Annotated in this window: 16 protein-coding genes and 1 tRNA gene; 9 read left to right on the forward strand and 8 right to left on the reverse strand. The window is 60.9% G+C overall.

The genetic code is table 11. From position 1 onward, the window contains the following. Positions 1–244 precede the first annotated feature (244 nt). Genes Q0974_RS15715 through dgcA form a run of 6 tightly spaced genes read left to right on the forward strand, consistent with a single transcriptional unit; the run spans position 245 to position 6,727 of the window. Positions 245–1,576: an aminotransferase class III-fold pyridoxal phosphate-dependent enzyme gene (locus Q0974_RS15715; protein WP_299329546.1), complete on the forward strand. Its 1,332-nt coding sequence runs from the start codon at positions 245–247 to the stop codon at positions 1,574–1,576. After that, complete coding sequence (locus tag Q0974_RS15720) at positions 1,573–2,007, forward strand: OB-fold domain-containing protein (RefSeq protein WP_299329548.1); 435 nt, start codon at positions 1,573–1,575, stop codon at positions 2,005–2,007. Before Q0974_RS15715 ends, Q0974_RS15720 begins: the two co-directional genes overlap by 4 nt. Beyond that, entirely contained in the window at positions 2,004–3,173 is a 1,170-nt protein-coding gene (locus Q0974_RS15725) for an acetyl-CoA acetyltransferase (protein WP_299329550.1), read from the forward strand. The genes Q0974_RS15720 and Q0974_RS15725 overlap by 4 nt, the downstream gene beginning before the upstream one ends. Further along, entirely contained in the window at positions 3,173–4,747 is a 1,575-nt protein-coding gene (locus Q0974_RS15730) for a class I adenylate-forming enzyme family protein (protein ID WP_299329552.1), read from the forward strand. The genes Q0974_RS15725 and Q0974_RS15730 overlap by 1 nt, the downstream gene beginning before the upstream one ends. Continuing rightward, positions 4,734–5,741 carry a DUF1611 domain-containing protein gene (locus Q0974_RS15735; protein ID WP_299329554.1) on the forward strand — a complete coding sequence of 336 codons (1,008 nt, stop codon included), beginning with the start codon at positions 4,734–4,736 and terminating at the stop codon, positions 5,739–5,741. The genes Q0974_RS15730 and Q0974_RS15735 overlap by 14 nt, the downstream gene beginning before the upstream one ends. Next, entirely contained in the window at positions 5,738–6,727 is a 990-nt protein-coding gene (gene dgcA / locus Q0974_RS15740; RefSeq protein WP_299329555.1) for an N-acetyl-D-Glu racemase DgcA, read from the forward strand. The genes Q0974_RS15735 and dgcA overlap by 4 nt, the downstream gene beginning before the upstream one ends. A 19-nt stretch (positions 6,728–6,746) precedes the next feature. Here dgcA and Q0974_RS15745 read toward each other — a convergent pair whose 3' ends face one another. The 4 genes from Q0974_RS15745 to Q0974_RS15760 all read right to left on the reverse strand — a co-directional run bounded on the left by Q0974_RS15745 (position 6,747) and on the right by Q0974_RS15760 (position 10,768). Further along, positions 6,747–7,601, reverse strand: coding sequence for an alpha/beta hydrolase (locus Q0974_RS15745; protein WP_299329557.1), 855 nt, complete (start codon positions 7,599–7,601; stop codon positions 6,747–6,749). Further along, positions 7,598–8,602: a prolyl aminopeptidase gene (pip, locus tag Q0974_RS15750; protein WP_299329559.1), complete on the reverse strand. Its 1,005-nt coding sequence runs from the start codon at positions 8,600–8,602 to the stop codon at positions 7,598–7,600. The genes Q0974_RS15745 and pip overlap by 4 nt, the downstream gene beginning before the upstream one ends. Beyond that, complete coding sequence (locus tag Q0974_RS15755; protein WP_299329561.1) at positions 8,575–10,080, reverse strand: aldehyde dehydrogenase; 1,506 nt, start codon at positions 10,078–10,080, stop codon at positions 8,575–8,577. Before Q0974_RS15755 ends, pip begins: the two co-directional genes overlap by 28 nt. 612 nt (positions 10,081–10,692) lie before the next feature. Further along, positions 10,693–10,768 (reverse strand) — tRNA-Thr (locus tag Q0974_RS15760). A gap of 161 nt (positions 10,769–10,929) precedes the next feature. Between Q0974_RS15760 and Q0974_RS15765 the strand changes: the two genes are divergently transcribed. Next, complete coding sequence (locus tag Q0974_RS15765) at positions 10,930–12,246, forward strand: hypothetical protein (protein WP_299329563.1); 1,317 nt, start codon at positions 10,930–10,932, stop codon at positions 12,244–12,246. Between the two features lie 90 nt (positions 12,247–12,336). Beyond that, positions 12,337–17,004, forward strand: coding sequence for an NAD-glutamate dehydrogenase domain-containing protein (locus tag Q0974_RS15770; RefSeq protein ID WP_299329565.1), 4,668 nt, complete (start codon positions 12,337–12,339; stop codon positions 17,002–17,004). 3 nt (positions 17,005–17,007) lie between these two features. On the opposite strand, the gene Q0974_RS15775 is transcribed toward Q0974_RS15770, so the two are convergent. Then, complete coding sequence (locus Q0974_RS15775; RefSeq protein WP_299329567.1) at positions 17,008–17,271, reverse strand: ribbon-helix-helix domain-containing protein; 264 nt, start codon at positions 17,269–17,271, stop codon at positions 17,008–17,010. Beyond that, positions 17,271–17,993: an acetoacetyl-CoA reductase gene (gene phbB / locus Q0974_RS15780; protein WP_299329569.1), complete on the reverse strand. Its 723-nt coding sequence runs from the start codon at positions 17,991–17,993 to the stop codon at positions 17,271–17,273. Before phbB ends, Q0974_RS15775 begins: the two co-directional genes overlap by 1 nt. Before the next feature lie 175 nt (positions 17,994–18,168). Between phbB and Q0974_RS15785 the strand changes: the two genes are divergently transcribed. After that, positions 18,169–20,820, forward strand: coding sequence for an EAL domain-containing protein (locus Q0974_RS15785; protein WP_299329571.1), 2,652 nt, complete (start codon positions 18,169–18,171; stop codon positions 20,818–20,820). Here the strand turns inward: Q0974_RS15785 and hemH are convergent. Further along, the gene (gene hemH, locus Q0974_RS15790; RefSeq protein WP_299329572.1) at positions 20,817–21,821 is read right to left on the reverse strand and encodes a ferrochelatase; all 1,005 of its coding nucleotides are present in this window, start codon (positions 21,819–21,821) and stop codon (positions 20,817–20,819) included. The genes Q0974_RS15785 and hemH overlap by 4 nt on opposite strands. Beyond that, positions 21,818–24,052, reverse strand: coding sequence for a molybdopterin cofactor-binding domain-containing protein (locus Q0974_RS15795; protein WP_299329573.1), 2,235 nt, complete (start codon positions 24,050–24,052; stop codon positions 21,818–21,820). The genes hemH and Q0974_RS15795 overlap by 4 nt, the downstream gene beginning before the upstream one ends. Positions 24,053–24,076 lie beyond the last annotated feature (24 nt).

Raw genomic sequence — 24,076 nt, forward strand, 5'->3', positions numbered from 1 at the left:
ATTTGCGATGGCTATCGGGGGGCTTTCACCTAATACCGGTTTATTATCAGAATGATACTGGAGAATCGACTGTATTCCAGCGGTTTCGTGCCTTGCTCTCGCGTAGCGCCAAAATCTCCATGAGCAGCTCTGAGATGCATGAACGCGCGTTCCTGAGATTGGATCGCTTAATCGGAAAATTTTCCAATTTGGCGAATTCTGAAGTGCGAAGTGCGCCGCGGCGATGAATGGCATGGGCCGATCTTTGCCTCGCAGTTCCGCGGAGCTCGCTGCGCGGGCAGCAAATATCCTGCCCGGTGGAGCAAGCCATGACGGTAGGCAGTTGGAGCCGCATGGCATCTTCGTTCGCAGTGGAAGTGGCGCGTACAAGGCCGATGAAGAGGGGCGGAGCTATATCGATCTGCAATGCGGTAACGGTGCCCTGTTGCTGGGCCACGGTCATCCCGATGTGCTGAATGCAACAAGCGAAGCGCTAGCTGCCGGCGTCAATTTTAGCGCAACGTCAGTCATGGAGATTCGCTGGGCGGAAACGATCCGCCGACTGATGCCCGCTGCCGAACAGATTGTCTTCACGGCTTCCGGCAATGAGGCGGTCGCGCTCGCCTTCGCTGTCGCAAGGACGGTGACAGGCCGCAACGCCATCCTAGTTCCAAAAGGGCATTATTACGGATGGATCGCTCCCGCGTTGCTCCAATGTCTTCCGATCCGGGAGATTCTAAGCGCATCCAAGCAAACGGAAAAAACGGTCATTGGCGAGGCGGAGTCGCTCGACGAGATTATCGATGCGCTAGCAACGCAACGATTTGCCGCTGTAATCATGGAGCCTACGGGCGCCGGCTTTGGCAAGATCCCGATGCGTGAGGCCGATTTGCGCGCCATTACCGACGCGGCGGTTGATGCTGGAAGCCTGTCCATCTTTGACGAGACGATTACCGGTTTCCGATTTGCGCCAGGCGGCGCCCAGGGTGCTTACGGCATCGCGCCCGATCTGACCATCCTCGGGAAAATTTTGGGCGGCGGTTTGCCTTGCGGTGCGCTTGCCGGACGGCGTAGCCATCTTGATAGCCTGGACAACCGGCCACGAGACAACGCGGATCGCCCAAGCGTTTCCCATATGGGCACAGGCAACGGCAATCCCGTGGCAGCGGCAGCCGGCCTTGCGACTTTGGAGCTTGTCGCAGACGGCCGCGCGATCGATTCCGCCAATGCTGCGGCGGCCCGGCTTCGCGATGGCCTAAATCGGATATTCTGCTCTCGGGAAATCGCCTGGGCTGCTTATGGCGAAGACTCGGACTTGCACATCTTCCTGAACCCTCAGGGTCAGCCGATCGATCAGTTCGGTTTCGATGCCGCGCTAACATCGCCCGACGATCTGCTGATGCGCAATCCGGAACTCATCAACGCGCTAAGGATCCGCCTGCTGGAAAATGGCATTGATGCCAATCCCTGGCCGGGCGGCTTGCTGAGCTCTGTTCATGACGACGCCATTGTGGACGAGGCGATTGCCGCGTTCGATGCCGCGTTGGCGGAACTGAAGAAACAGGGCGTCCGCCTGACTGGATGGGGGCAGGCATGACTTATCTGCCAATCGAAACGCCCTGTCCGCAGCCTGAGCCTTGGGAGGAACCGTTCTGGCGTCATTGCTCTGAGCGGCGCTTATGTTTCCAGTCATGTGCCGATTGCGGAACTGTGCGCCATCCCCCCATGCCGGTTTGCGCGCGTTGTCAGAGCGATAGCATCGCCTGGGTCGAGGCGAGCGATGATCCCGAAATCTACAGCTACACGATCATCCATCAGGCGAACCATGAGGCGCTTGCGGACGTCACACCCTACAATGCCGCAATCGTAATCTTCCCGGCGACGCAATCGGTCCGACTGGTCAGTAACATCATCGATTGCGCGCCCGACGATCTGGCGATCGGGATGCAACTGTCGCTGGTCTGGGAGGAAGTTCGGCCGGATTTCATCGTTCCGCGCTTCCGCCCTAGTAGGGATGCGCGCACATGAAGGCCGATACGCCCATGATCGTCGGTATCGGACAGTCTGAGTATACCAAATGGAACGACCCCGCACACGATAGCGAACTCGGCCTTGCCTGCACGGCGATTATGGCTGCGGCCGCGGACGCCGGGATCGACGTAACGCACATCGATGGCATTACTTCGTTCGGCGAGGATGCGAACGAACCGCCGCTGATCCAGGCGGCGCTCGGTATCGAAGAATTGCGCATGAGCGCGATGCTGTGGTCCGGCGGCGGCGGCGGCTCATGCGGTGCGGTTGATCTGGCGGCGATGGCGGTCAAGAGCGGGCAGGCGCATTACGTCGTCGCGATGCGGTCTCTGGCGCAGGGTCATGCCGGCCGTTTCGGTCAATATGATCCGAACTGGCGGCACGCGAGCTTCATCCATCCGTTCGGACTGTTCGCTGCCCCGCAACTGCTGGCGCTCGCCGTCCGTCGCCACATGCACGAATATGGAACGACAGCGGAGCAGATGGGAGCCTTTGCCATTGCGTGTCGGACTCATGCCCAGCGCAATCCGGCCGCCATTATGCGGAGCCGTCCGATGGACATGGCGTCCTATCTCGCATCGCGAATGATCGCCGATCCGTTCCGATTGTTCGACTGCTGCCTTGAAACTAACGGCGCCTGCGCCGTGATCGTTACCAGCTGGGAGCGGGCACGGGATCTTCCCGGCGTCGCAGTTCCAATCTTGTCGTCCGTACATGGCAGCAGCGATGGCTGGTCGTCGGGCCCATTGGGCAGCTTCAATATGCCGCTCGAAAGTTTCGCCAGTGTCGGAGCGGCGCAGCTATCCGAAGCGCTATATGGCAAGGCCGGCCTCTCACCGAGCGATATCGATGTCGCTCAGATTTACGACAATTTCACAGGCGTCGCGATGATGGCGATGGAGGATTTCGGCCTGTGCGAACGCGGCGGGAGCGGGCCCTTCTGCGCCAGTGGAGCGATCGCGTGGCCGAACGGCGAAATACCCGTCAACACCCATGGCGGCAATCTTTCCGAGGCATATGCCCATGGCCTAAACCATGTCGTCGAAGGTGTGCGCCAGATGCGCGGCACATCGACCTGCCAAGTCGAGAATGCGGCGCTTTGCCTGGTCACCGGCGGTCCCGGCCCCGCGCCGACCTCGGCCCTTATATTGGGGCGGGCCTGATGGTTGGCACACCGTCATCGGCCACTCTGGCGGACAGGCTCTATGAGCATGGCGTGGAGCGCGCGGGCGAACTGGCGCTGGAAGATACTGCAGCCCGCATCGACTGGCAGGAACTGGATCGACGGACGAACCGGATTGCCAATGCTCTGTTGGCCAATGGTACATGCAAGGGCGACCGCGTTGCCGTGCTCTCCGATCAAAGCATATTTGGCGTGCTGGCGATCTTAGGCATTCTCAAGGCGGGCGCATCGACCATCCCGATTCCGACACTGGTCGGCGCCGATGCTATTGCACGGATCATCGTCGATAGTGGCGCGCGCAGTCTGTTCATCTCAAAGATGTGTCTGGATCTCTTGCCGCCAAGGCTGGCCGAAAATGATGTGAGCATAGTGGCGCTGGATTTTGACGTGTCGCCGTTTTTGAGCATGGCGGATTATCTGCGCGACCATGCGGAAACGCCACCGGGCATCGCCATCAACCGGGCCGACGAATTCAACATCATCTACAGCTCCGGCACGACAGGGCATCCGAAGGGGATCGTGCACAGCCACGGGTTGCGAGCTGGTGCGGCCGAAATGCTTGGGCCGATCGCATTCCCTACTGGCGTTCGCACGCTCGTGACAACGGCGCTCTATTCCAACTGGACCCTTGGCGCGATTATCTACACGCTCTGGGCGGGAGGCAGCATCTGCCTGTCGGGCAAGTTCGCCCCTGCGTCTTTGATTGACAAATGCCGAGCCTTCGAGCCCGATAACGTCTATCTGGTGCCAACCCAGATTGCGCGCCTGTTGGGCGATCCCGATGCGGCAGCAGAGCTCGCCACATTGTCGCCCGCGCTGAAGTGGAGCGCAGGGTCCTATCTGTCACCGGAACTCAAGCGCGCACTGCTGGACCAATGGCCCGGCGGGCTGCTGGAGATTTACGGCATGACGGAAGGCGCTCCGTTCACGATGCTGCTTGCGCATGCACATCCCGACAAGCTGCACACGGTTGGCCGGGCCGACCCGCCTGACCACATCCGGATCATTGACGATGATGGCGCCGTGTTGCCGACCGGCGAGCGGGGCGAAGTAGTGGGCCGCGCGACCAACGTCATGAAGGGTTACAATAACGACCCCGAGGCCAGCAAAGCGTTGCTCTGGCGAGATGCGGAGGGCCAGTCCTATTTCCGCTCGGGCGATATCGGATGCCTGGACGAAGACGGTTTCCTGCAGATCACCGACCGCAAGAAAGACATGATCATCTCCGGCGGCTTCAATATCTACGCGTCGGATCTTGAACAGGTTTTGTCCGGCCATCCCGATATCGCCGAAGCTGCCGTATTCGGACTGCCAAGCGCCGACTGGGGGGAAACGCCTGCTGCGGCCGTGGTGCTGCGCGAGGGCGTGGCGACGGAAGACACAGCACTGCTCGAATGGGCCAATGCGCGTCTCGGCAAACTTCAGCGCATCAGCGCGGTCTTCATCGAGACAGAACTGCCGCGCGGCAGTCTCGACAAGGTGCTGAAAAGGACGCTGCGCGAAAAATATTCCAACACCGGCACTGCGATGGGAGCGCGATATGCGGGAGATTGAGCGGATTGAATCTCCCTATCTCCTGTTCCTGGGCAATGCCCAAGACGTTATCATGGCCAAGACCGCTTTCGGTCTGGTGGAGTGGCGACCCAGCGATTGCGCCGGACAGCTGCGCCTGCCGGGATGCGGGGTCGATATTGGCCTGCCGGATATGTCAATCGGCGAAGCAGCACAGAGTGGCGTCAATACGCTGGTCATCGGCTTTGCACCACCGGGGGGTGCTTTGCCTGAAGCGTACGTCGTACCGCTTATCCAAGCGCTGGATGCTGGCCTTGATATCGCCAGTGGCCTGCACGTCCGCCTTGCCGATAACCCGGCGCTTGCCGAGGCGGCTGCCCGTACAGGCCGTCGCCTGATCGATGTCCGACATCCGCGCGAGAACTTCGCTGTCGCCACTGGCGCCCGGCGCACGGGCAAGCGGCTTTTGACCGTCGGAACGGATTGCGCCGTGGGCAAGAAGTTTACCGCTCTGGCAATCCATTCGGCCCTTTTGCGCCGCGGTGTTGCGGCCACTTTTCGTGCGACCGGTCAAACCGGAATTCTGATCGATGGTCATGGCGTGGCGATGGATGCGGTGGTGTCGGACTTCATCGCCGGCGCCGCAGAAGCCCAATCACCGGCCGCCGCGGTGGACCATTGGGACATTATCGAAGGGCAGGGATCGCTCATGCATCCGGCTTTTGCCGCAGTTTCACTCGGCGTGTTGCACGGTTTCCAACCTGATCTGTTCATCGTGTGTCACGAACCCACACGCAAGACGATGACGGCGGTATCGGCGCCGCTTCCCAATATCGCGGAGATAATCGAACTGACTGAGCGGTTGGGCCGGGCCACAAGTCCAGACATTCGGTGTGCGGGTCTTTCGATCAATACGGCGAATCTCGACGACGCTGCTGGCCGAACTCTTATCGAAGACCTGCAATCGCAATTTAACCTGCCCTGCGTCGATCCGATCCGGACCGGTGTGGAACCAATAGTGGAGGCTTTTCTGTGACCCGTTATCGCACCCTCGAGGTCTCCGTCGAAGACTGGCCGCTCGAACAACCTTTCACCATTTCCCGCGGCGTTTCGCACAGCGCGGAGGTTGTGGTCGTCCGTTTGACCCAGGACGGTGCGGAAGGACGCGGGGAATCGACACCGACCGATCATTATGGAGAAAGCTGCGAAGGAGTGGTCGCTGCTATCGAAGCCTGTCGGGATCGTCTTGAGGGCGAAGAAAAGCCGTCGGCGCCGGGCATGGACCTGCGAGGAGCCGCGGCCAATGCGGTGGATTGCGCACTGGTCGATCTGGCGTGCAAACAAGCCGGGAAGCGGGCTTGGGATATACTGGGCGAACCAGAACCAGGGCCGGTACAGACAACTAAGACCGTTCCGCTCGACACACCGGACAAGATGGCGGCGGACGCGCGAAAATGGCCGACCTATAATCTGTTGAAGATCAAGCTCGGGATGCCGGACGGGGATCTCGGCCGGGTAGCGGCCGTCCGCGCCGCACGGCCCGATGCACGCCTCATCTGCGATGCCAACGAGGGATGGAGCATCGATCAGCTACGCGACTATGTAGGATCCCTGCGGGACGCTGGCCTGGAAATGATCGAGCAGCCATTACCGGCCGGACAGGATGACGCCTTGCGTGACTTCACGAGCCCGATCCCGCTATGCGCCGATGAATCCTGTCACGTCGCGGCTGACGTGGAGGCCCTGGTCGGCAAATATGATCTGGTGAACATCAAGCTCGACAAGACAGGCGGCTTACGGCCTGGGCTTGAACTGGCAACGGCGGCCCGGGCTCATGACATGAAGATCATGGTCGGCTGCATGCTGGGCACATCTCTTGCGATGGCGCCGGGCCTGCTGGTTGCCCAATACGCGAAATTCGTCGATCTTGATGGACCGTTGGCTTTGGTGGGCGACCGCAATCCCGGGCTAAGCTATCGCGACGGCTTCGTCAGCGTGCCGGATGCGGCGCTTTGGGGCTGAACATCCGCGATTTCTCGCCTCATTCCACTACGAAGTCGCGTATCACGGTTTCAAAACCCTCGGGATCGTCCCAATTGATACCATGACCGCAATTTTCGAAGCGTCGATAGCTACAAAGCGCGGCCGGCAGGGCAGCGGCGATGTCATCGCTGTCAGCAATGGGGCAGATCGGATCTTCGACTCCGCCAAGCACGAGCGTTGGCGATCTAACGGTGCGTAGTTCAGTACGGAAATCGAAACGATGTCCCTCGCCGCCCAACTGGTAGAAATGGGTGAGAACATCCGGCGTCACGATCCCCCAATTGCGCGTCAGGGCGAGATCGCGCGGAACGGTATTGTAGAGCGGCATACAGATTTCCAGATACGGCTCGAGTAACGCCGGATCGCCGGGATCGCTCCAAAGTGCTTCGGCAATAGCGCGGGCCTTCGGGCCTCCCAGTTCTTCGAACTGGGCTGCAATCCGATCGAGCGCAAAACGCGGCGTCGTCGTATGCAGGATCAGCTTGGCGGCATGTCCCGGATGCCGGATCGCATAGGCTTGCGCTACAATGCCGCCGAAGGACGAGCCAAGAACCACAGGCTCCGAAATTTCCAGCGCATCGCACAGACGAACTATGTCGTCGGCCCAATCGTCAAGCGTCCAGCTTTCGGGGCCTGCACGATCAGAACGGCCGTGGCCGCGCTGATCGTAGCAGATAACCTGCGCGAAACGGGCAAGCCGCGAGGCGAAACTCTTCTGGATGCTATGATCGAAGCCCGGCCCGCCATGCACGAGCAGCAACGTTGGACGCTCTCGCAGGACCGGACCATCGGGAACGAGCGCAAAACCGCCGATATCGACGAATAGGCGGATGCCTCCGATATCAATCCTCATCCTGCGGGCAATAGCTGTTTGAGCCGTTCTTGCGCGTCTATCAACGCGCGCATATTCGCCACCTCGAAACGGCTATGGCCGGCATCGGGAACGGTGATCAATTCGGCTTCCGGCCACGCGTGGTGGAGTTCGACGGCGGAGCGATAGGCCGTCGCCAGATCATAGCGGCCATGGACGAGCAACGCGGGCAGATGGCGGATACGATCGATCCGGCTGAGGATCGGCGCGTCGTCCAGAAAACAGCCATTCGCAAAATAGTGAATGTTCATCCGTGCATAGGCCAGTGCAAAATCGGGATCCTGAAACGTATCGAGCACAGCCGGTTTGGGTATGAGCGAGGCAATCGACCCCTCATATGCCGACCAGGCGAGCGTAGCCAGGCGATGGACAGCCGGATCGTCGTCCATAATCCGCCGCGCATAAGCGGAAAAATAGTCCGCGCGCTCGCTTTCAGGCAGGAAATCGCTGAACGCTTGCCAGGCCTCAGGGAAGAAATCCCGTGCCCCGCGGAAGAACCAGTCAATATCCTCACGGCGACCGAGAAATATCCCGCATATCAGCAAAGCCAGGCAGGAATCTGGATGCGCTTGGGCATAAGCCAGCGCAAGCGTCGATCCCCAAGACCCGCCCGTAACAACCCATTGTTCGACATTGCGCGCGACCCTGAACTGTTCGAGATCCGAAATCAGAAATTGTGTCGTATTCTGTCGTGTTTCGCCCAGCGGCCGGGACTGCCCTGCGCCGCGCTGATGGATGTAGAGGATGCGGTAGAAGGTCGGATCATAGAAGCGGCGAATATCGGAGCCGAACGCACCGCCGGGCCCACCATGCAGAAATATCAGTGGAACACCGTCGGCCGCCCCGCTCTCTTCCCAGTAAAGCGTGTGAATATCGTCGACCGCCAGAGTGCCGGTTTCCCGAGCCTCGATCGGCGGAAAAAGAATGTCTTTCGTATCGCCGGCATGGTCCGCCATTATGCCGGTGACCCCAGCGCCAGCCATACGGTCTTGAGTTCGGTATATTTGTCGAAAGCGTGCAAGGACCGATCACGACCGATTCCGGATTGTTTGAAGCCGCCGAATGGCGTGGTGATATCGCTCTCGTCCCAGCAATTCAGCCAGACTGTGCCAGCTCGCACAGTTCGTACCGCACGGTGGGCCTTGTCGATATCGCGCGTCCAGACACCGGCGGCCAGGCCGTATGCACTATCATTCGCGAGCTTCATCGCTTCATCGAAGTTGCGGAACGTAAACGTAGAAAGCACTGGACCGAAAATTTCCTCGCGCGCGATCGTCATCGATGGGTCGACCCCGCCAAAGACTGTCGGCTCCAGATAATATCCGCCGGTTTCCGCTAGGGCACGACCGCCTCGGCTAACTGTTACGGCTCCTTCCTGCTCACCCGCATCAACATAGTCGAGGATCGTATTCATCTGCTCGGCATCGACAATTGCCCCGAAAACCGTGTCCTCATCGAGTGGATTGCCGGGTGCAATTCCGGCGACAATGCTGGCAACCTGGGCCAAAAAATCTTCGCTGATGGTCTCTTCTACCAGCAATCGGGAACCGGCTGTGCAATTCTGGCCCTGATCGTAGAGAAACCCCCAAGCCGCCGCTTCGGCGGCCGCGTCAAGGTCGAGACAATCGGCAAATATGATTTGCGGACTTTTGCCGCCGCATTCCAACGCCACGCGCTTGAGATTAGACTGCCCCGCATAGCCCATAACCTGCTTGCCGACTGTGGTCGAACCGGTGAACGCCACACCGTCTACATCATCGTGCAAACACAGCGCTTTTCCGACCACTTCGCCATCGCCAGGCAGCACTCCAAACACGCCGTCGGGAATGCCTGCCAGTGCCGCAAGTTCGCCGAGCCACAAGGCCGTCAGGCTGGCCTGTTCGGCCGGTTTCAGGATGACGCTATTGCCCGCGGCCAGGGCCGGCGCGATTTTCCAGGCCGCCAGCATCAGCGGATAATTCCAGGGCGTGATCGCAGCAACCACACCCAAAGGCTCGCGTACGATCATCGAAACGGCATCGGCCGGCGAGGAACCGATCTCGTCGTAAATCTTGTCCAGAGCTTCGGCATAGTAACGGAATGTTTTCACCGTTTCTGGCAGATCCACGGCGCGCACATTGCGGATGGGTTTGCCCATATCGAGCGTTTCCAGCCGCGAAAGCTCTTCCGACCGGCTCTCGATTTCTTCGGCAAAAGCCATCAGCCGTAACTTGCGTTCGCTCGGCGGAAGATTTCTCCAGATGCCGGATTCGAATGCCCTGCGAGCGACCGCAACTGCTTCTTCTACATCTTCGGGCCCGCAAGCCGCGATGACGGCGATACGCGAACCGTCGATCGGCGAATGACATGACATGGTCTGTCCGGACTGAGCTTTACGATGTTGACCGCCCCAGAAAGCATCACAGCGTATGACGGTTTCATCTAAACTGGCATGTACGGCGGCAGAAAAATCTATTGGCACAAGCCCTCGCCTCCCGTTTGACGACCATGCACTGCTTAAGAGATCGCCCGAGCCTAATGTTACAAAAGAGATAATCCAAGAAAAATTTTCTATTTTGGAAAAATTTGGCTTAGCCTATCACCAACGCGGCAATCGTCTATCGCTTAACGGCCTCGATAGACGTCATAAAGACTGACTATCTAAAGGTGCTTCGTATATTCGGCCACTCTTGTTTCGGTTCTATCTAAGCGGAAATTATCGGGATTTGGCGTTGCCTGCCGCGCTTTCCATCCAGGTGCATTTGACTCGATCAGCCAGAGCAATGGCCGAGTAGAATCGACCATGCTTATTCTGGAAGCTGATGAATGCGTGCGGGTCAGCCCTGTAAATGGAGGCAACACCATCCGATTGAGAAACTGAAGCCCGCTTTCAAACCGACTTGCTAACTGTGCTGACTTCGCCCCGAGCGAACGCCACTCTCTTCTTTTTTATCAGCGATTCCGAGCGGCCGTTGTCGGCGTGATTTCCGCCGATGAGACGGCTCAGAAAAACGTCGCAGAGAGGTTGAAATTTCCGGGTTGAGAGTCTGAGGTCAACGATAAATCGGTGCCACCACATATCCAATAGACTGGGTGGTGCCGCTTGCGTGACTCGAACACGCGACCCCATCATTACGAATGATGTGCTCTACCAGCTGAGCTAAAGCGGCCCATGACCTGAACGGGCGGTGGGCCTTACCAAGGGTGGCGCGGCGAAACAAGCGGGTTTTGCGCCGGTGTCAAGCGCGTCCGGCCCCGCGCCTATTTACCATTCATAAACCATCCCGGTGCATAAGGCTTCTGTAAACCATTTGCGCAAGGGCAAAACGCTATGGAAAACCCTCGGCCTTTCGACACCGAAGAGCCCGGTATCGCCGATGCGGAAAACGATGCCGCGATCGAAGCGCCGCCGGAAATCGGCACCGACGAACGGCGGATGCATGTGCGCGCCTACAATCACTGGGCGTCTTTACTGCGCGATCGCGCCTACCCCTCTATCGAAGATCTCGACCCCGCATCGATCAGCGATTTCGGACCCAATAGCGTCTTGCTCGATTTCACCGGCGGCGTCGGCAATCCGTCCATCGCCTGGCTCGGCGGCGCGCTGCGCGCCGAATGCGATATCGAGGACGGTATCGAAAATATCGCCGATGTGCCGCCGCGCTCGCTGCTGTCGCGGCTGACCGACCATTATATGCAGATCATCGCCAACCAGGCGCCGGTTGGCTTCGAGGCCGAATTCGAAAATCACCATGGCGCGAACACGCTGTATCGCGGTATCCTCATGCCCTTCTCTTCGGACGACGATACGATCGACTTCATCTACGGCGTCATCAACTGGAAAGAGGTGGCCGCCGCCGATGTCGAGGCCGATCTGCACGAGGCCGTCGACCGGGCGTTAACGGCCAATCTGCCACCCGTCGACGATATGGCCCCCGTCTGGGCGGACGGCCCGGTACCCGGTTTCGAACCCGATACCGGGCCGCTGGCCGATCCTTCCGAGGGCGCCTTCATAGCGCCGGACAGCGTGGACGAAATTAGTGTGGACGAACCCGAAAGCCTGGCGGACCATCTGGTCGCGGCGCGTGAAAGCGCCGAACAGGCCAAGGCCGCCGACCAACGCAGCCGCGCTGCGCTCTACGAAGCGCTGGGCCGCGCCTATGATTTCGCGCTGACCGCCGAAGCCGAACCGGAAGATTATCAGGACATTCTTGAAGACGCCGGTATCACGGTTCAGGATCGTGCGCCGATGACGCCGATCGTGAAGCTTGTTTTCGGAATCGATTATGACAAGACACGACTGACCGAGTTCGCCACCGCCCTGTCGCACGCGAAACGCGAGCATATCGCCGCCGGCGCATTCGGGGACTATCTGAAACGTCATAAGGGTGGCCTGAAAGCTATCGTGGCAGCCGAGCGCGCAGCGCGCCGTCCGGCGTCGAAACCCGACACGCTGGAGGTGGCTCGCGAAGCGCTCCGCAATGCCCCGGTCCAGGCCTATGTCGAACTGGATGGCGAAACCGATAGCGACGAGGAATTCGCACTATTGATGGCGCGGCGTCTGCCTGACGGACGGCTGGCCGTGATCGGATCTGTGCCGCATGATCGGGCGCTGACCGACAAGGCGATCCGCAAGATCGCGGGATAGATTGCCAGCGGCCGAAACGGCCGATTGCAATTGAAAACGCACCGTCACTCAAAGCTTGAGTAGGCCGGTTTTGGGGCGCATATGCGGCCCATGAACCAGGTGCCGAACGACTCGCAAAGCGAGCAGACCGAAGCCCCTATCGCAGCCATCGCCGAAGCCCTTGTCGATGGCGCGCTGCCCGGGGAAACCGACAATTTCAGCGATACCGAGGCCATGGAAGCCGCGCGCTTCGTCGCCGCGACCGCGGCCGAGCGTTTGCCCGGCATGGCGCAGGTCAGCCTGGAGTCGATCACTGACGAGATGGGCCGTCGCTTCATGCGCATGGCGATCGTCAATGACGACATGCCGTTTATCGTGGATTCGATCACCGGTGCGGTCGGCGCGCACGGCCTTACCGTCTTGCGGCTGCTCCATCCGATTGTCGGAATCCTGCGCGACGATCGGCACCATATCGTCGAATTCGCTTCCGAAAGCGACACGGCGGTTCGCGAGTCCTTCGTCTATCTGGAAATCGACCGGGCCGACGCGCGAACGCGGCATGAACTGCTCGGCGATATCCACCAGGTCTTGCTCGACGTCCGCGCGGCCGTGCGCGATTGGCCGGCGATGCAGGACCGGCTGAAGGCGGACGGCGCGGACATCGATAATGACGAAGGCCGGGCGCTGCTCACCTGGTTTGCCGACCATCATTTCACGCAGATCGGCCATTATACTGAAGATCGCGACGGCGAACGCGGCCATGGCCTCGGTATATTCCGCACGCCCGGCCCGTCCTGCTGGAACCCGCGCACGCGCCAGGCGGCTTTCGGCTATTTCGAGAAAGGCGGCGCCGCGCCCTTGCTGTCCAAAGCCGACCGTATCTCGACCGTGCACCGCCGGGTCCCGCTCGATCTCGCCATCGTGCCGATTTACAAAGATGGCGAACTGACCGAACTCTCGGTCCATGCCGGGCTCTGGACGAGCGCCGCGCTCAATGCGCCGGCAGATCAGATCCCGGTGCTACGCAAGCGGCTCGAAGCGCTGGAGACCGATCTCGGCTTCGCGCCGAACAGCCATGCGGGCAAGGCGCTCGAACATGCGCTGTCGCGCCTGCCGCACGACATCCTGATCGCCTTCGATGCAGAATCGATGAAACAGGCCGCGCTCACGGCCATGTCCTTGGCCGACCGGCCGCGCCCCAAGCTGCTCTTGGTCAAGGGCCCGATGGGCCGCCATCTGTTCGCCTTTGTCTGGATGCCACGCGACGAGATGTCGACGAAACGGCGCGTGACCATCGGACGGCGTCTGGAAGAGGCGACCGGCGCGATGATGTCGAGCTGGTCGATCGAGCTTGGCGACGGCGATCTCGCTTTCATTCGTTATACGCTCGATATCGGCGAACAGCCAATCGAAGCGGACGCGGAAGCGCTCGATGCGGAAATCGAGCAGATGGTCCGGGGCTGGTCGCCAGCCGTCGAGGCCGAACTCAACGAACGACTGCCATCGGCGCGCGCGGCGCGTCTGACGCTCGCCTATGCCAACGCCTTTCCGAACGGCTATCGCAGCGAATATGGCGCGACCGAGGCCGCCAAGGATATATTGCGGCTGCGTGGCCTCACCGAACATCAGCGCGGCGTTCGTCTCTACCGGCTGGAAGGCGACAAGGGTTCGCAGCTCCGGCTCAAACTGTACCGGCTCGGCCAGTCCATGCCGCTGTCGGAAACGGTGCCCGTGCTCGAGAATTTCGGCTTCCGGGTTCTCGAGGAAATCCCCACGCGGCTCGATGGCGGCGCGCTTGGCTATATCCACGATTTCCTGCTCGAGATCGACGATGTCCCTGACCTCAACGAGCTGATCGAAAAGGCGGGGATCAAGGAAGGCGCGCTATCGGCCGTGCTCGAAGGCCGCGCGGAAAATGACGAGTTCAACCAGCTGATCGTATCGGTCGGCTTGAACCCACGCGATGTGACGCTGCTGCGCGCATGGTTCCGCTATCTGCGGCAGACTGGCCTGAGCTACGGCCTCGCGACGGTCGTCGAGACGCTACGCGACGAGCCCGATATCACCCGCGCAATCATTGCTCTGTTCGATACGCTGCATAATCCGGATTTCGAGGGCGACCGGGGGACGGAAATCGAGACGATCAATCGGCGGATCGATAGCGCTCTGACCAGCGTCGCTGCCATCGACGACGATACGATCCTGCGTGCGATTCGCGCTGTTGTCTCCGCGTGTCTGCGGACCAACGCATTCTCGTCGGCGGCCAACGAGGCGCTGGCATTCAAGCTCGACAGCGCGAGCATTCCCGGCCTTCCTGCGCCGATCCCCTGGCGCGAAATCTGGGTCTACAGCCCGCGGGTCGAAGGCATTCACTTGCGCGGCGGGCCGATCGCACGCGGCGGCCTGCGCTGGTCCGACCGACGCGACGATTTCCGGACGGAGATTCTCGGCCTCATGAAAGCTCAACTCGTCAAGAATGCCGTGATCGTTCCGACCGGAGCCAAGGGCGGCTTCTTCCCGAAAGCGCTGCCCAATCCGGCCGAGGATCGGGATGCCTGGATCGCGGAAGGCACGGAGAGCTATCGCATCTTCATCCGCACGCTGCTGTCGGTCACCGACAATCTCGTCGAAAATGACGTCGTCCATCCCGACCGCGTCGTCGTACGCGATGGCGAAGACCCCTATTTCGTGGTCGCTGCGGACAAGGGCACGGCCAGCTTCTCAGATGTCGCCAACGCGATCGCGCAGGAGCGCAAATTCTGGCTCGGCGACGCCTTCGCGAGCGGCGGCGGCTATGGCTATGACCATAAAGCGATGGGCATTACCGCCAAGGGTGCCTGGATTTCGGTCCAGCGCCATTTCCTCGAAATGGGCATCGATGTGCAGACGGACCCGATCCGGGTCGCCGGCTGCGGCGATATGTCGGGCGATGTGTTCGGCAACGGCATGCTGCTCTCCAAGGCGATCAAGCTCGTCGCCGCCTTCGACCATCGCCATATCTTCCTCGATCCCGATCCTGACCCGACCAAGAGCTGGGGCGAACGCGCGCGCATGTTCGCACTGCCCCGGTCGAGTTGGGAGGATTATGACGCGGCGCTGATTTCCGAAGGCGGCGGTGTGTACGCGCGGAGCATGAAGGAAATTCCGCTCTCACCCGAAGTACAGGAAATGCTGGGCGTGAGCGAAGAAGTCATGCGCCCTTCGGAGTTGATCTCGGCGATCCTCAAGGCGGAGATCGATCTGATCTGGTTCGGCGGCATCGGCACATATGTCAAAGCCTCAAGCGAGGCGCATATCGAGGTCGGCGATCCAGCCAATGATAAGCTCCGCGTCAATGGCAAACAGGTGCGCGCGAAGGCGATCGGCGAAGGCGCTAATCTCGGCCTGACCCAAGCCGGCCGCATCGAATTCGCGACATATGGCGGCCGGATCAATACCGACTTTATCGACAACAGCGCGGGCGTCGATTGCTCGGACAATGAGGTCAATATCAAGATTCCGCTCAACCGGCTGATGCTCGAAGGCGGGCTGGAGTTCGAGGATCGCAACGCGCTGCTCGTGTCGATGACCGACGAGGTTGCCGATATCGTACTCGAGGATAACCGGCTGCAAACGCTCGCTTTATCGCTTGCGGAGAATGATGGGCATGACGCTTTGCCGAGTCAGGTGCGGGTCATAGAGATTTTGGAGGCCAATGGCCGGATCGACCGGGATGTCGAGGGGCTGGACACCAACGAAGAGCTTCTGCGCCGCAGCCAGGACAATCGCGGATTGACCCGTCCCGAGCTTTCCGTGCTGCTCGCGCACAGCAAGCTGAATCTGCAGGATGCGGTCGAAAAAACCGAACTACCCGAAGATCCGATCCTCGAGCCGTTGCTGCGCCAAGCCTTCCCGACCGCAATGCGTGAACGGTTCGGCGATGCGATCGAGCATCATCGGCTACGACGCGAAATCATCTCCACCAAGATCGCGAACCGCGTGATCAACCGGATCGGCATCGTTGCGCCATTCGAACTCGCCGAGGAAGAAGGCGTCAGCCTGTCCCAGGTCGCAAATGCCTATTTTGCCGCTGACACGCTGTTCGAACTGGAATCGCTTTGGGAGGCCATCGAAGAAGCCCAGATCAGCGAGGCCGAACGCTTCCGCTTGTTCTCGAGCGCACGGATGAGCCTGCGCCTTCATCTCTCGGACATCATCCGCAACAGCGAAGCAACGACTATGCCGAGCGCGATCGCCGAGATGCTGGCCCCGGGCATCGCCCGGCTCGACGAAGCCGCGGACGATCTGCTCAAGGAAGAAGCGCGCCACCAGTCAGCGGCCATGCGCGAACGGCTCGCCGATATCGATGTCGATCCGGCGCTCATCGACCGGATCGTGCGGCTCTACGATCTCGACGGTGCGATAGGCACCTCCGCTCTCGCCGCGCGGCTCGAGGTCAGCGAAATGGATGTGACGCGCGCCTATACGCGGCTCGGCGAAGCGCTCGGGCTCGATTGGGCCAAGGCGGCCGCGGTCCGCTTCGGGACCAGCGACCCATGGGAACGCCTGTTGGCAGCCGGGCTGAGCCGGGATTTCGAACAGCTGCGGCTCGATTTTCTCGCGCGGAATCGGACGACCGACCCGGTGGCCGATGTCGAAAGTTGGCTCGTGCGCCAGCGACCCCGCATCCGCCAGTTTACCGAAGTGATCGACCGGGCGCGGCTCGCGCCGGCGCCGAGCGCGGCGATGCTCGCGCAGATTGCCGCGCAGGCTCGTATCTTGCTCAAGCGCGAAGGCTAGAGCTTAGCCCCCAATTGCGTTGGCGTAGAGCCAACTGCGCAGGGCGCTGGCGAGATTGGGTGGATGCTCGGCCTCCAGCCGGTCAGCGTCGATTTTGGCGACGAGGGCGTTCAGCGGAAGTTTCGCCTTGGCGGCGGCGTTCTCCAGCGCGTTCCAGAACAGAGGCTCGAGCGTGATCGAGGTCTGGTGCCCGGCAATGGTGATGCTGCGCTTTACCGGCGGCCGATAGATATCGTACCGGCCCGGAGCCTGATCGCCCAACTGCATTAATACATATGCTGACCGCCATTGATCGACATGGTCGATCCGGTGACGAATCCCGCTTCCTCCGAACACAGGAACGCGACGCCGCGCGCAATCTCTTCCGCCTGCCCCAGTCTTCCGACCGGGATCTTTGCGACGATCTTCTCCAACACCGGCTCGGGTACGGCGGCGACCATATCCGTATCGATATAGCCGGGCGCGAGTGCGTTGACCGTTACACCGGCTTTCGCGCCTTCCTGCGCGAGCGCCTTGGTGAAGCCGTGAATACCGGACTTGGCCGCGGCATAATTGACCTGACCATATTGACCGCCCTGCCCGTTGATCGAACCGATATTGACGATCCGGCCCCAGCTGCGCTCGCGCATGCCCGGGAAGCAGGCCTTAGCCATGTTGAAGCAACCCCCGAGATTGACGCGCATCACTTCGTGCCAATCGTCATAGCTCATCTTCGCGAGCGTGCCGTCGCGGGTAATCCCGGCATTGTTGACGAGCACATCGACGGGGCCGACTTCCTCGGCCACTTTAGTGCAACCCTCCTGGCACGCATCGAAATCGCCGACATCCCATTTATGGGCCGCAATCCCGGTCCGATCCGTAAAGGCGCGCGCTTTCTCATCGTTACCGCCATAATTGGCGACGACCGTCATGCCCTGATCCTTAAGGGCGACGCTGATCGCTTCGCCGATACCGCGGGTTCCGCCCGTTACAATCGCAACACGCTCCATATCCAATCCTCTTCCTGTTCTGGCTGCTTTTCGCACCGTTTAGGATAGCGGTTCACCATGGCGCAAGCGCTAACCCAGTTTCGCCAATTCACAGGCCCGAAACAGCGATTCCGTCAGCGCCGCGTTAACCATAGGCCGCAAGCGAAAGGTCACCAATATTCGTTACCTCAAGCCCATGGATTTGCGAACGATCGTCAGCGAAACCGAAGATAATCGGCGGCCGAGCTGGGCGGTAAGCCTCGGGCTTGCCGCCTCCGAGAGTCCGTTCGAAATCGAAAACCAGTTGCGCAAGGTGCAACGGGCCACCGCCCTGTGGCCGGCGGCCATCTACGCTCAGCTGGCGGCCATAGCCGTTACATTGACCGTTACAATCGCTGGCGGCGCCTATCATCTTGCCGCGCCGGCGGGCATTTACGCCGGCATACTCTTCGGTTTCAGCCTCACCATGTTGCTGGTCAGCCGCAGCCGCATCTTCAAACGCGCCAAGCCGCATCTGGTCATTCTGTCCTCCTTGCCGGTCGGCGTCATATTGGGCGCGAGTCTGGCCTTGCTGAGCTGGCAGATCGCACCGCTGATGGATACGATGACGGGTTGGGTGTGCTTCGTCGCATTGAGCCTCAGCGCGATCCTCATGCTCACGGCGCTGATGCCCTTGCAGGCGACCGCGCTCATGTTCTTCGGTTCGACAATCATTACCGGGGCCGCACATTCGGGCGATTATCAGATCGTGGTCGTCAGTATCGTGATCTTCATGTGCTTCTGGATCGCGAGTCTCGTTAATGCCGGATTCGATATTCGCGAAAGCGCGATGCGCGAAAAGACCGACCGCAAGGCGCTGCGCGCGAACCGGCTGCTCGAAGAATTCGAAGCCAATGGCAATGGCTGGTTCTGGGAAACCGATCGTAGCGGCACGCTGGTCTATCTGTCGCCCCGGCTGGTCAGCGCGCTCAGCCGTCCGGGTCATGAACTGATCGGCAAACCCTTTACCTCTCTGATCCGTACTGACGGTGGTTCGCTGGACGGCGAGCGTACTTTGGGTTTCCATCTGTCAACACGCAGCGCATTCACAGACGTAACGGTTCAGGCGAATTTCGACGACGAAGAATTGTGGTGGTCGATCTCGGGCCGCCCGATCATCGACCAGATCGGCCAATTCCGCGGCTATGCCGGTAGCGGCACCGATCTTACCGAAAAACGCCGGTCCGAGGCAGAAGCCAATCGGTTGGCGCGGTACGATGCGTTAACCGGTCTCGCCAATCGCCAGGAAATGCGGCTCGCCCTGGATAAAGCGCTGGGCGACAAGGAGGACACGTCGGACGAGGTTGCTTTGTTCCTTCTCGATCTCGATCGGTTCAAGGCCGTCAACGATACCATGGGGCACCCAGTTGGCGACGAATTGTTGAAACAGGTGTCGAAGCGCCTGTTCCGCGTCGTCGGCGATCTCGGTATGGTTGGCCGGCTTGGCGGCGACGAATTCGAGGTCGTACTGCCGGAATATACCCATCCCAAGAAAACGGCCCAACTGGCCCAACGGATCATATCGGAGCTGTCGCAACCCTATATGATCGACGGCGTGACGCTGACGATCGGTTGCTCCATTGGCGTTGCGATCGCGCCGTATAACGGGACGACATCGGAGGAACTGGTTCGTAATGCCGATCTGGCGCTCTATGCTGCGAAGGCCGACGGACGCGGCGTCCATCGCTTCTACGAAACGGAAATGCATGCGGGCGCGAAGAAGCGCAAACGGGTCGAAGACGATCTGCGCATCGCGCTGTCCAAAGACGAACTCCATGTCGCCTATCAGCCGCAGGTCAGCACGACGACCGAGAAGATCGTCGGTTATGAAGCGCTGGTCCGCTGGAACCATCCGAGCCGCGGCGCGATTTCGCCGGAGGATTTCGTTCCCGTGGCCGAGGATATCCGCCTGATCGAACAGATCGGCGAGTGGATTTTGCGTAAATCCTGCGAGGATGCAGCCAAATGGCCGGGCAATGCGCGGGTCGCCGTGAACGTGTCGCCGATCCAGTTTGCCAACCCAAATTTCCCGAAAGTCGTAACGAGCGCCCTGGCGAATTCCAATCTCGCGCCCGAACGGCTCGAACTCGAACTGACAGAATCGGTGTTCCTCGACGAAAGCGCCGATCCGATCACCATGTTCAAAACGCTGAAACGGATCGGCGTACGCCTCGCGCTCGACGATTTCGGAACCGGTTACTCAGCACTCGGCTATCTGAAAACCGCGCCGTTCGACAAGATCAAGATCGACCAATCCTTCATCCGCGGCGCCGCCGTCGTCGGCAATCGCAACGCGGCGATTATCAAGGCGATCGTCTCGCTCGCCGAAACGCTGTACATGGAAACCACCGCCGAAGGCGTGGAAATGGAAGACGAGATCGAACTCGTCAAACAGCTCGGCTGCTCGCATATCCAGGGCTATATTTACGGCAAGCCGATGGCGCATGAAGACGTGCTCAAACAACTGGGCGACGACAAGGGTATCGCCACGGCTCAAGGCCATCGCGCCAGCCGCAGCCCGCGCCGGCGGATTCTGCGGACGGCCAATCTTGAAGTTGACGGCGGCAGCCGGAAAGGCGTCATTCGTAACATCTCAGCGACCGGCGCCATGATCGAAGGGCTCGGCGATATCGAAGACGGCACAGACATCCTTATCGAGATTATCGAAGGTCAGATGTTCAAGAGCACCGTGCGCTGGTCGGACAAGGAACGGATCGGCATCGAATTCGCCCGTAATTTCGATCTCGAGCGCCTGAAGGAACCGACGGAGAAATCGAAACCGAAAGTGCTCCGCGCCGCCTCTGGCTAGTCTAGCCAGCCGGACAGTTCGCGACGGATAATCGTTTCGAGCATCTTCATGCCCGGCTCGCTCGCGTTAAGACAGGGAATATAGGCGAAATCGGTGCCGCCAGCCTCGCGAAACTGATCGCGTCCTTCCATCGCTAGTTCTTCCAGCGTTTCGAGGCAGTCAACCGAAAAGCCGGGCGCGAAAATCGCAACCTTGCGAATGTCCTTTTCGGGCAAGGCTTCAAGCAGATCAGCCGTGGCCGGTTCGAGCCACTTCGCATTGCCGAAACGGGACTGGAAGCTGGTGAATAGCGGCCGACCCAGCTTTTCACTCAGCAAGCGGGACGTTTTCTGGCACTGGCAATGGTAGGGATCGCCCAGCTCGAGCGTCCGGCGTGGCATGCCGTGAAAACTCGCGATCAGCGCCCGCGGCTCGAAATCGAGCGCCGCGAGACCAGCACGTACAGACTCAGCCAGCGCATCGATATAGGCGGGGTGGTCATGATAGGGCGGCAATGTCCGGAGCGCCGGTTGCCAGCGCATCTCGGAAATCTCGTCGCCCGCTTCGTCGACGGCGGTCGCCGTCGTCGCGCCGCAATATTGTGGATAGAGTGGCGCGAGCAATATCCGCTCGCACCCCATTTGCTTCATCTGTTCGAGACGGAAGCCGATGCCCGGCCGACCGTAGCGCATGGCATAGCTGACATGCACGGTGTCGCCGAGGCTCTGCTGCAATCCTTCCATCTGCTGCTTTGTGTAGACTGCGAGCGGCGAGCCTTCCTCCATCCAGACCTTTGCATAGGCGGCTGCGGACCGGCGCGGCCGCGTGCTCAGCACCAGCCCATAAAGAACCGGCTTCCAGATGATGTCGGGAATTTCGATAACCCGCTTGTCGGACAGAAATTCAGCGAGATAACGCCGCACGGCCGGGACTGTCGGCTCGTCCGGCGTGCCGAGATTGACGAGCAGCACACCGACCTTGGGCGGCGCGATATCCGGATGAAAATCGGGTTTCTCGGTCATGCCACCCCGCCTACGACGAAGGGGATCGAGCGGAGCCGTTGGCCGGTTGCAGCAAAAATCGCGTTGCCGATCGCCGGCGCGATCGGCGGTACGGCTATCTCGCCAACGCCGCCCGGCTCCTCGTCGCTGTCGATCAGCTCAATCTCGATGTCCGGAATATCGGCCAGGACCGGCAAGCCGAGATCGGGGAAGTTCATCGCGGTCGGCTCGTCATCGGTATAGCCGATCGCGCGCCCCAACGCCTGCGACATGCCGAATATGATACCGCCCTCGATCTGCTGACGAACGATCTCGGGATTGACCATGCGGCCGCAATCCACGGCCGCCGCAATATTCTGCAGCACCGGGCGCTGATCGTCGCCGATACTGAGCCGGACGACGATCGCGACATGGCTGCCGAAAGAGCTATGCGCGGCAAGCCCCATACCGCCGCCCTGTTCGCCGCCGTCCCAGCCGCCCAGCGTCGCCGCGATCGTCAGGCACCGGGCCAGCCGCGGCGCATCGCCGAGCATGGCGATGCGGAAAGACAAGGGCTCGATGCCTGCCCTGACCGCCAGTTCGTCGATAAAGCATTCGGTGAAGAAGGCGGTGTAGCTATGCCCGACGGACCGCCAAATGCCGGTTTCGACGCCGATATCGACAGGCATATGTTCAACCGCGATATTGGGGATGGCATAGGCCGGGCGCGCGCCTTCGACCGCGCCGGCCTCCGGTTCATCGACATCGCCCATGAACATATTCGGCATGATCCGCGCGAACATCTGGTTATTCGTAGACGGCACGGCTATGCGGCTGTGCCAGGCCGCTATCGAATTGTCCGGCGCGAGCTTGGCGGTCAGCCGCCCGCGCGCGGCGGGGCGGAAATAATCGCTGCGTGTTTCCTCCTCGCGCGACCAGGTCAGCTGTACCGGCCGATTCATCCGCCGCGCTATGATGGCGACCTGCACCGCAGCGTCATGCTCGATCTTGCGCCCGAACGCGCCGCCTAGGAGCATCGGATAGATGGTCACCTGATTCTCGCTATAGCCGATCGCTTCGGCGACGGCCGTGCGCATCAGGCCCGGTGCCTGGGTCGGCGCCCAGACTTCGATACGTTCATCCTCGACACGTGCGGTGGCGGTAAGCGGTTCGATCGCCGCATGCGGCGCGAGGCCGACATCATAGGTCGCGCGATGGGCGCCCGATGTACCGAACGCGGCCGACAGATCGCCTTCGCTGACAAAGCGGCGCCCGCCATCGCCGTCGAGCGCCGTCTGCAGCGCTGTGTCGATGCTCGCATCGTCGACGACGCCATCGCGCTCGCTTTCCCATTCCGGCGCAAGCGCCTCGACACCGCGATTGGCGGCCCACCAGTTGGTCGCGACACAGGCCGCGAAACGGGGATTTTCAACGATTGCGGTAACGCCGAACACATTATTGGCGGCGTCCCGATTCACCGCCGCGAGCCGATGCTGACGGGACGGCGCCTGTCGCGCGGCCGCAAAGACCATTTCGGGCAGGCGCACATCGCCCGCATAACGCGCCGAGCCGTCGACTTTCGACGGGAGATCGATACGCGGCATGGACTGGCCGGTGATCGGGCGGCCGGACGGTGGCCGCAAGGTCAGCGTGCCCGGCGGCGAATAGTCGGCAGCCTCGGCGGCCAGTTCGCCGAAGCGCAGGCGCTGCTCGCCCAGCACCACGAAACCGTCTGCCGTATCGCAGGCCTCCCAATCCGCGTCCCAGCGCGCGGCGGCCGCCTTGCAGAGCACAGCGCGGGCGGCTGCTCCGGCCTCGCGGAACCGTTGTTCGAAACCGCGTACCGAGGTCGATCCTCCCGTGATCATCAGCGCGTTGCGCACCGCATATTCGCGTACCGCCCATTGCCCGACCGAGCCGAAGAACCCATCCGCGGATTCGCCTGTCGCGAGAAAATCATTGGCGTAGAGCGGATTGATCGGCGCCGTTTCCACCCCAACCGTGCGCCAGTCCGCGCCCAATTCGTCGGCCAGCGCCTGCGGTAGCGCGGTCCAGACGCCCTGCCCCATCTCGGCCTGCGGCACGACGACGCTCACATTGCCGTCCTCGCCAATCTTGAGGAACGCGTTGAAGATCGTCTCGCCCTCATTGGCGATGAGGTTATGGACATAATGACGCGGCCAGACGGCCCAGGCGATAGCGAGGCCGGCACCGACCCCGCCCCCGATCAGGACGCGGCGGCGCGTGATTCCAAAGCGGGACTTCTCCGACATGCAAGGCTCTGTAGAGACTGGCGC

This window comes from Parasphingopyxis sp., from assembly GCF_028279465.1.
Lineage (GTDB): Bacteria > Pseudomonadota > Alphaproteobacteria > Sphingomonadales > Sphingomonadaceae > Parasphingopyxis.

What these genes read in the sequence shown, in the direction of transcription:
- Q0974_RS15720 (WP_299329548.1), top strand. Translation starts at nt 1,573, where the DNA reads ATGACTTATCTGCCAATCGAAACGCCCTGTCCGCAGCCTGAGCCTTGG.
- Q0974_RS15725 (WP_299329550.1), top strand. Translation starts at nt 2,004, where the DNA reads ATGAAGGCCGATACGCCCATGATCGTCGGTATCGGACAGTCTGAGTAT.
- Q0974_RS15730 (WP_299329552.1), top strand. Translation starts at nt 3,173, where the DNA reads ATGGTTGGCACACCGTCATCGGCCACTCTGGCGGACAGGCTCTATGAG.
- Q0974_RS15735 (WP_299329554.1), top strand. Translation starts at nt 4,734, where the DNA reads ATGCGGGAGATTGAGCGGATTGAATCTCCCTATCTCCTGTTCCTGGGC.
- Q0974_RS15745 (WP_299329557.1), bottom strand. Translation starts at nt 7,601, where the DNA reads ATGAGGATTGATATCGGAGGCATCCGCCTATTCGTCGATATCGGCGGT.
- pip (WP_299329559.1), bottom strand. Translation starts at nt 8,602, where the DNA reads ATGGCTGGCGCTGGGGTCACCGGCATAATGGCGGACCATGCCGGCGAT.
- Q0974_RS15765 (WP_299329563.1), top strand. Translation starts at nt 10,930, where the DNA reads ATGGAAAACCCTCGGCCTTTCGACACCGAAGAGCCCGGTATCGCCGAT.
- Q0974_RS15770 (WP_299329565.1), top strand. Translation starts at nt 12,337, where the DNA reads ATGAACCAGGTGCCGAACGACTCGCAAAGCGAGCAGACCGAAGCCCCT.
- Q0974_RS15775 (WP_299329567.1), bottom strand. Translation starts at nt 17,271, where the DNA reads ATGCAGTTGGGCGATCAGGCTCCGGGCCGGTACGATATCTATCGGCCG.
- phbB (WP_299329569.1), bottom strand. Translation starts at nt 17,993, where the DNA reads ATGGAGCGTGTTGCGATTGTAACGGGCGGAACCCGCGGTATCGGCGAA.
- Q0974_RS15785 (WP_299329571.1), top strand. Translation starts at nt 18,169, where the DNA reads ATGGATTTGCGAACGATCGTCAGCGAAACCGAAGATAATCGGCGGCCG.
- hemH (WP_299329572.1), bottom strand. Translation starts at nt 21,821, where the DNA reads ATGACCGAGAAACCCGATTTTCATCCGGATATCGCGCCGCCCAAGGTC.
- Q0974_RS15795 (WP_299329573.1), bottom strand. Translation starts at nt 24,052, where the DNA reads ATGTCGGAGAAGTCCCGCTTTGGAATCACGCGCCGCCGCGTCCTGATC.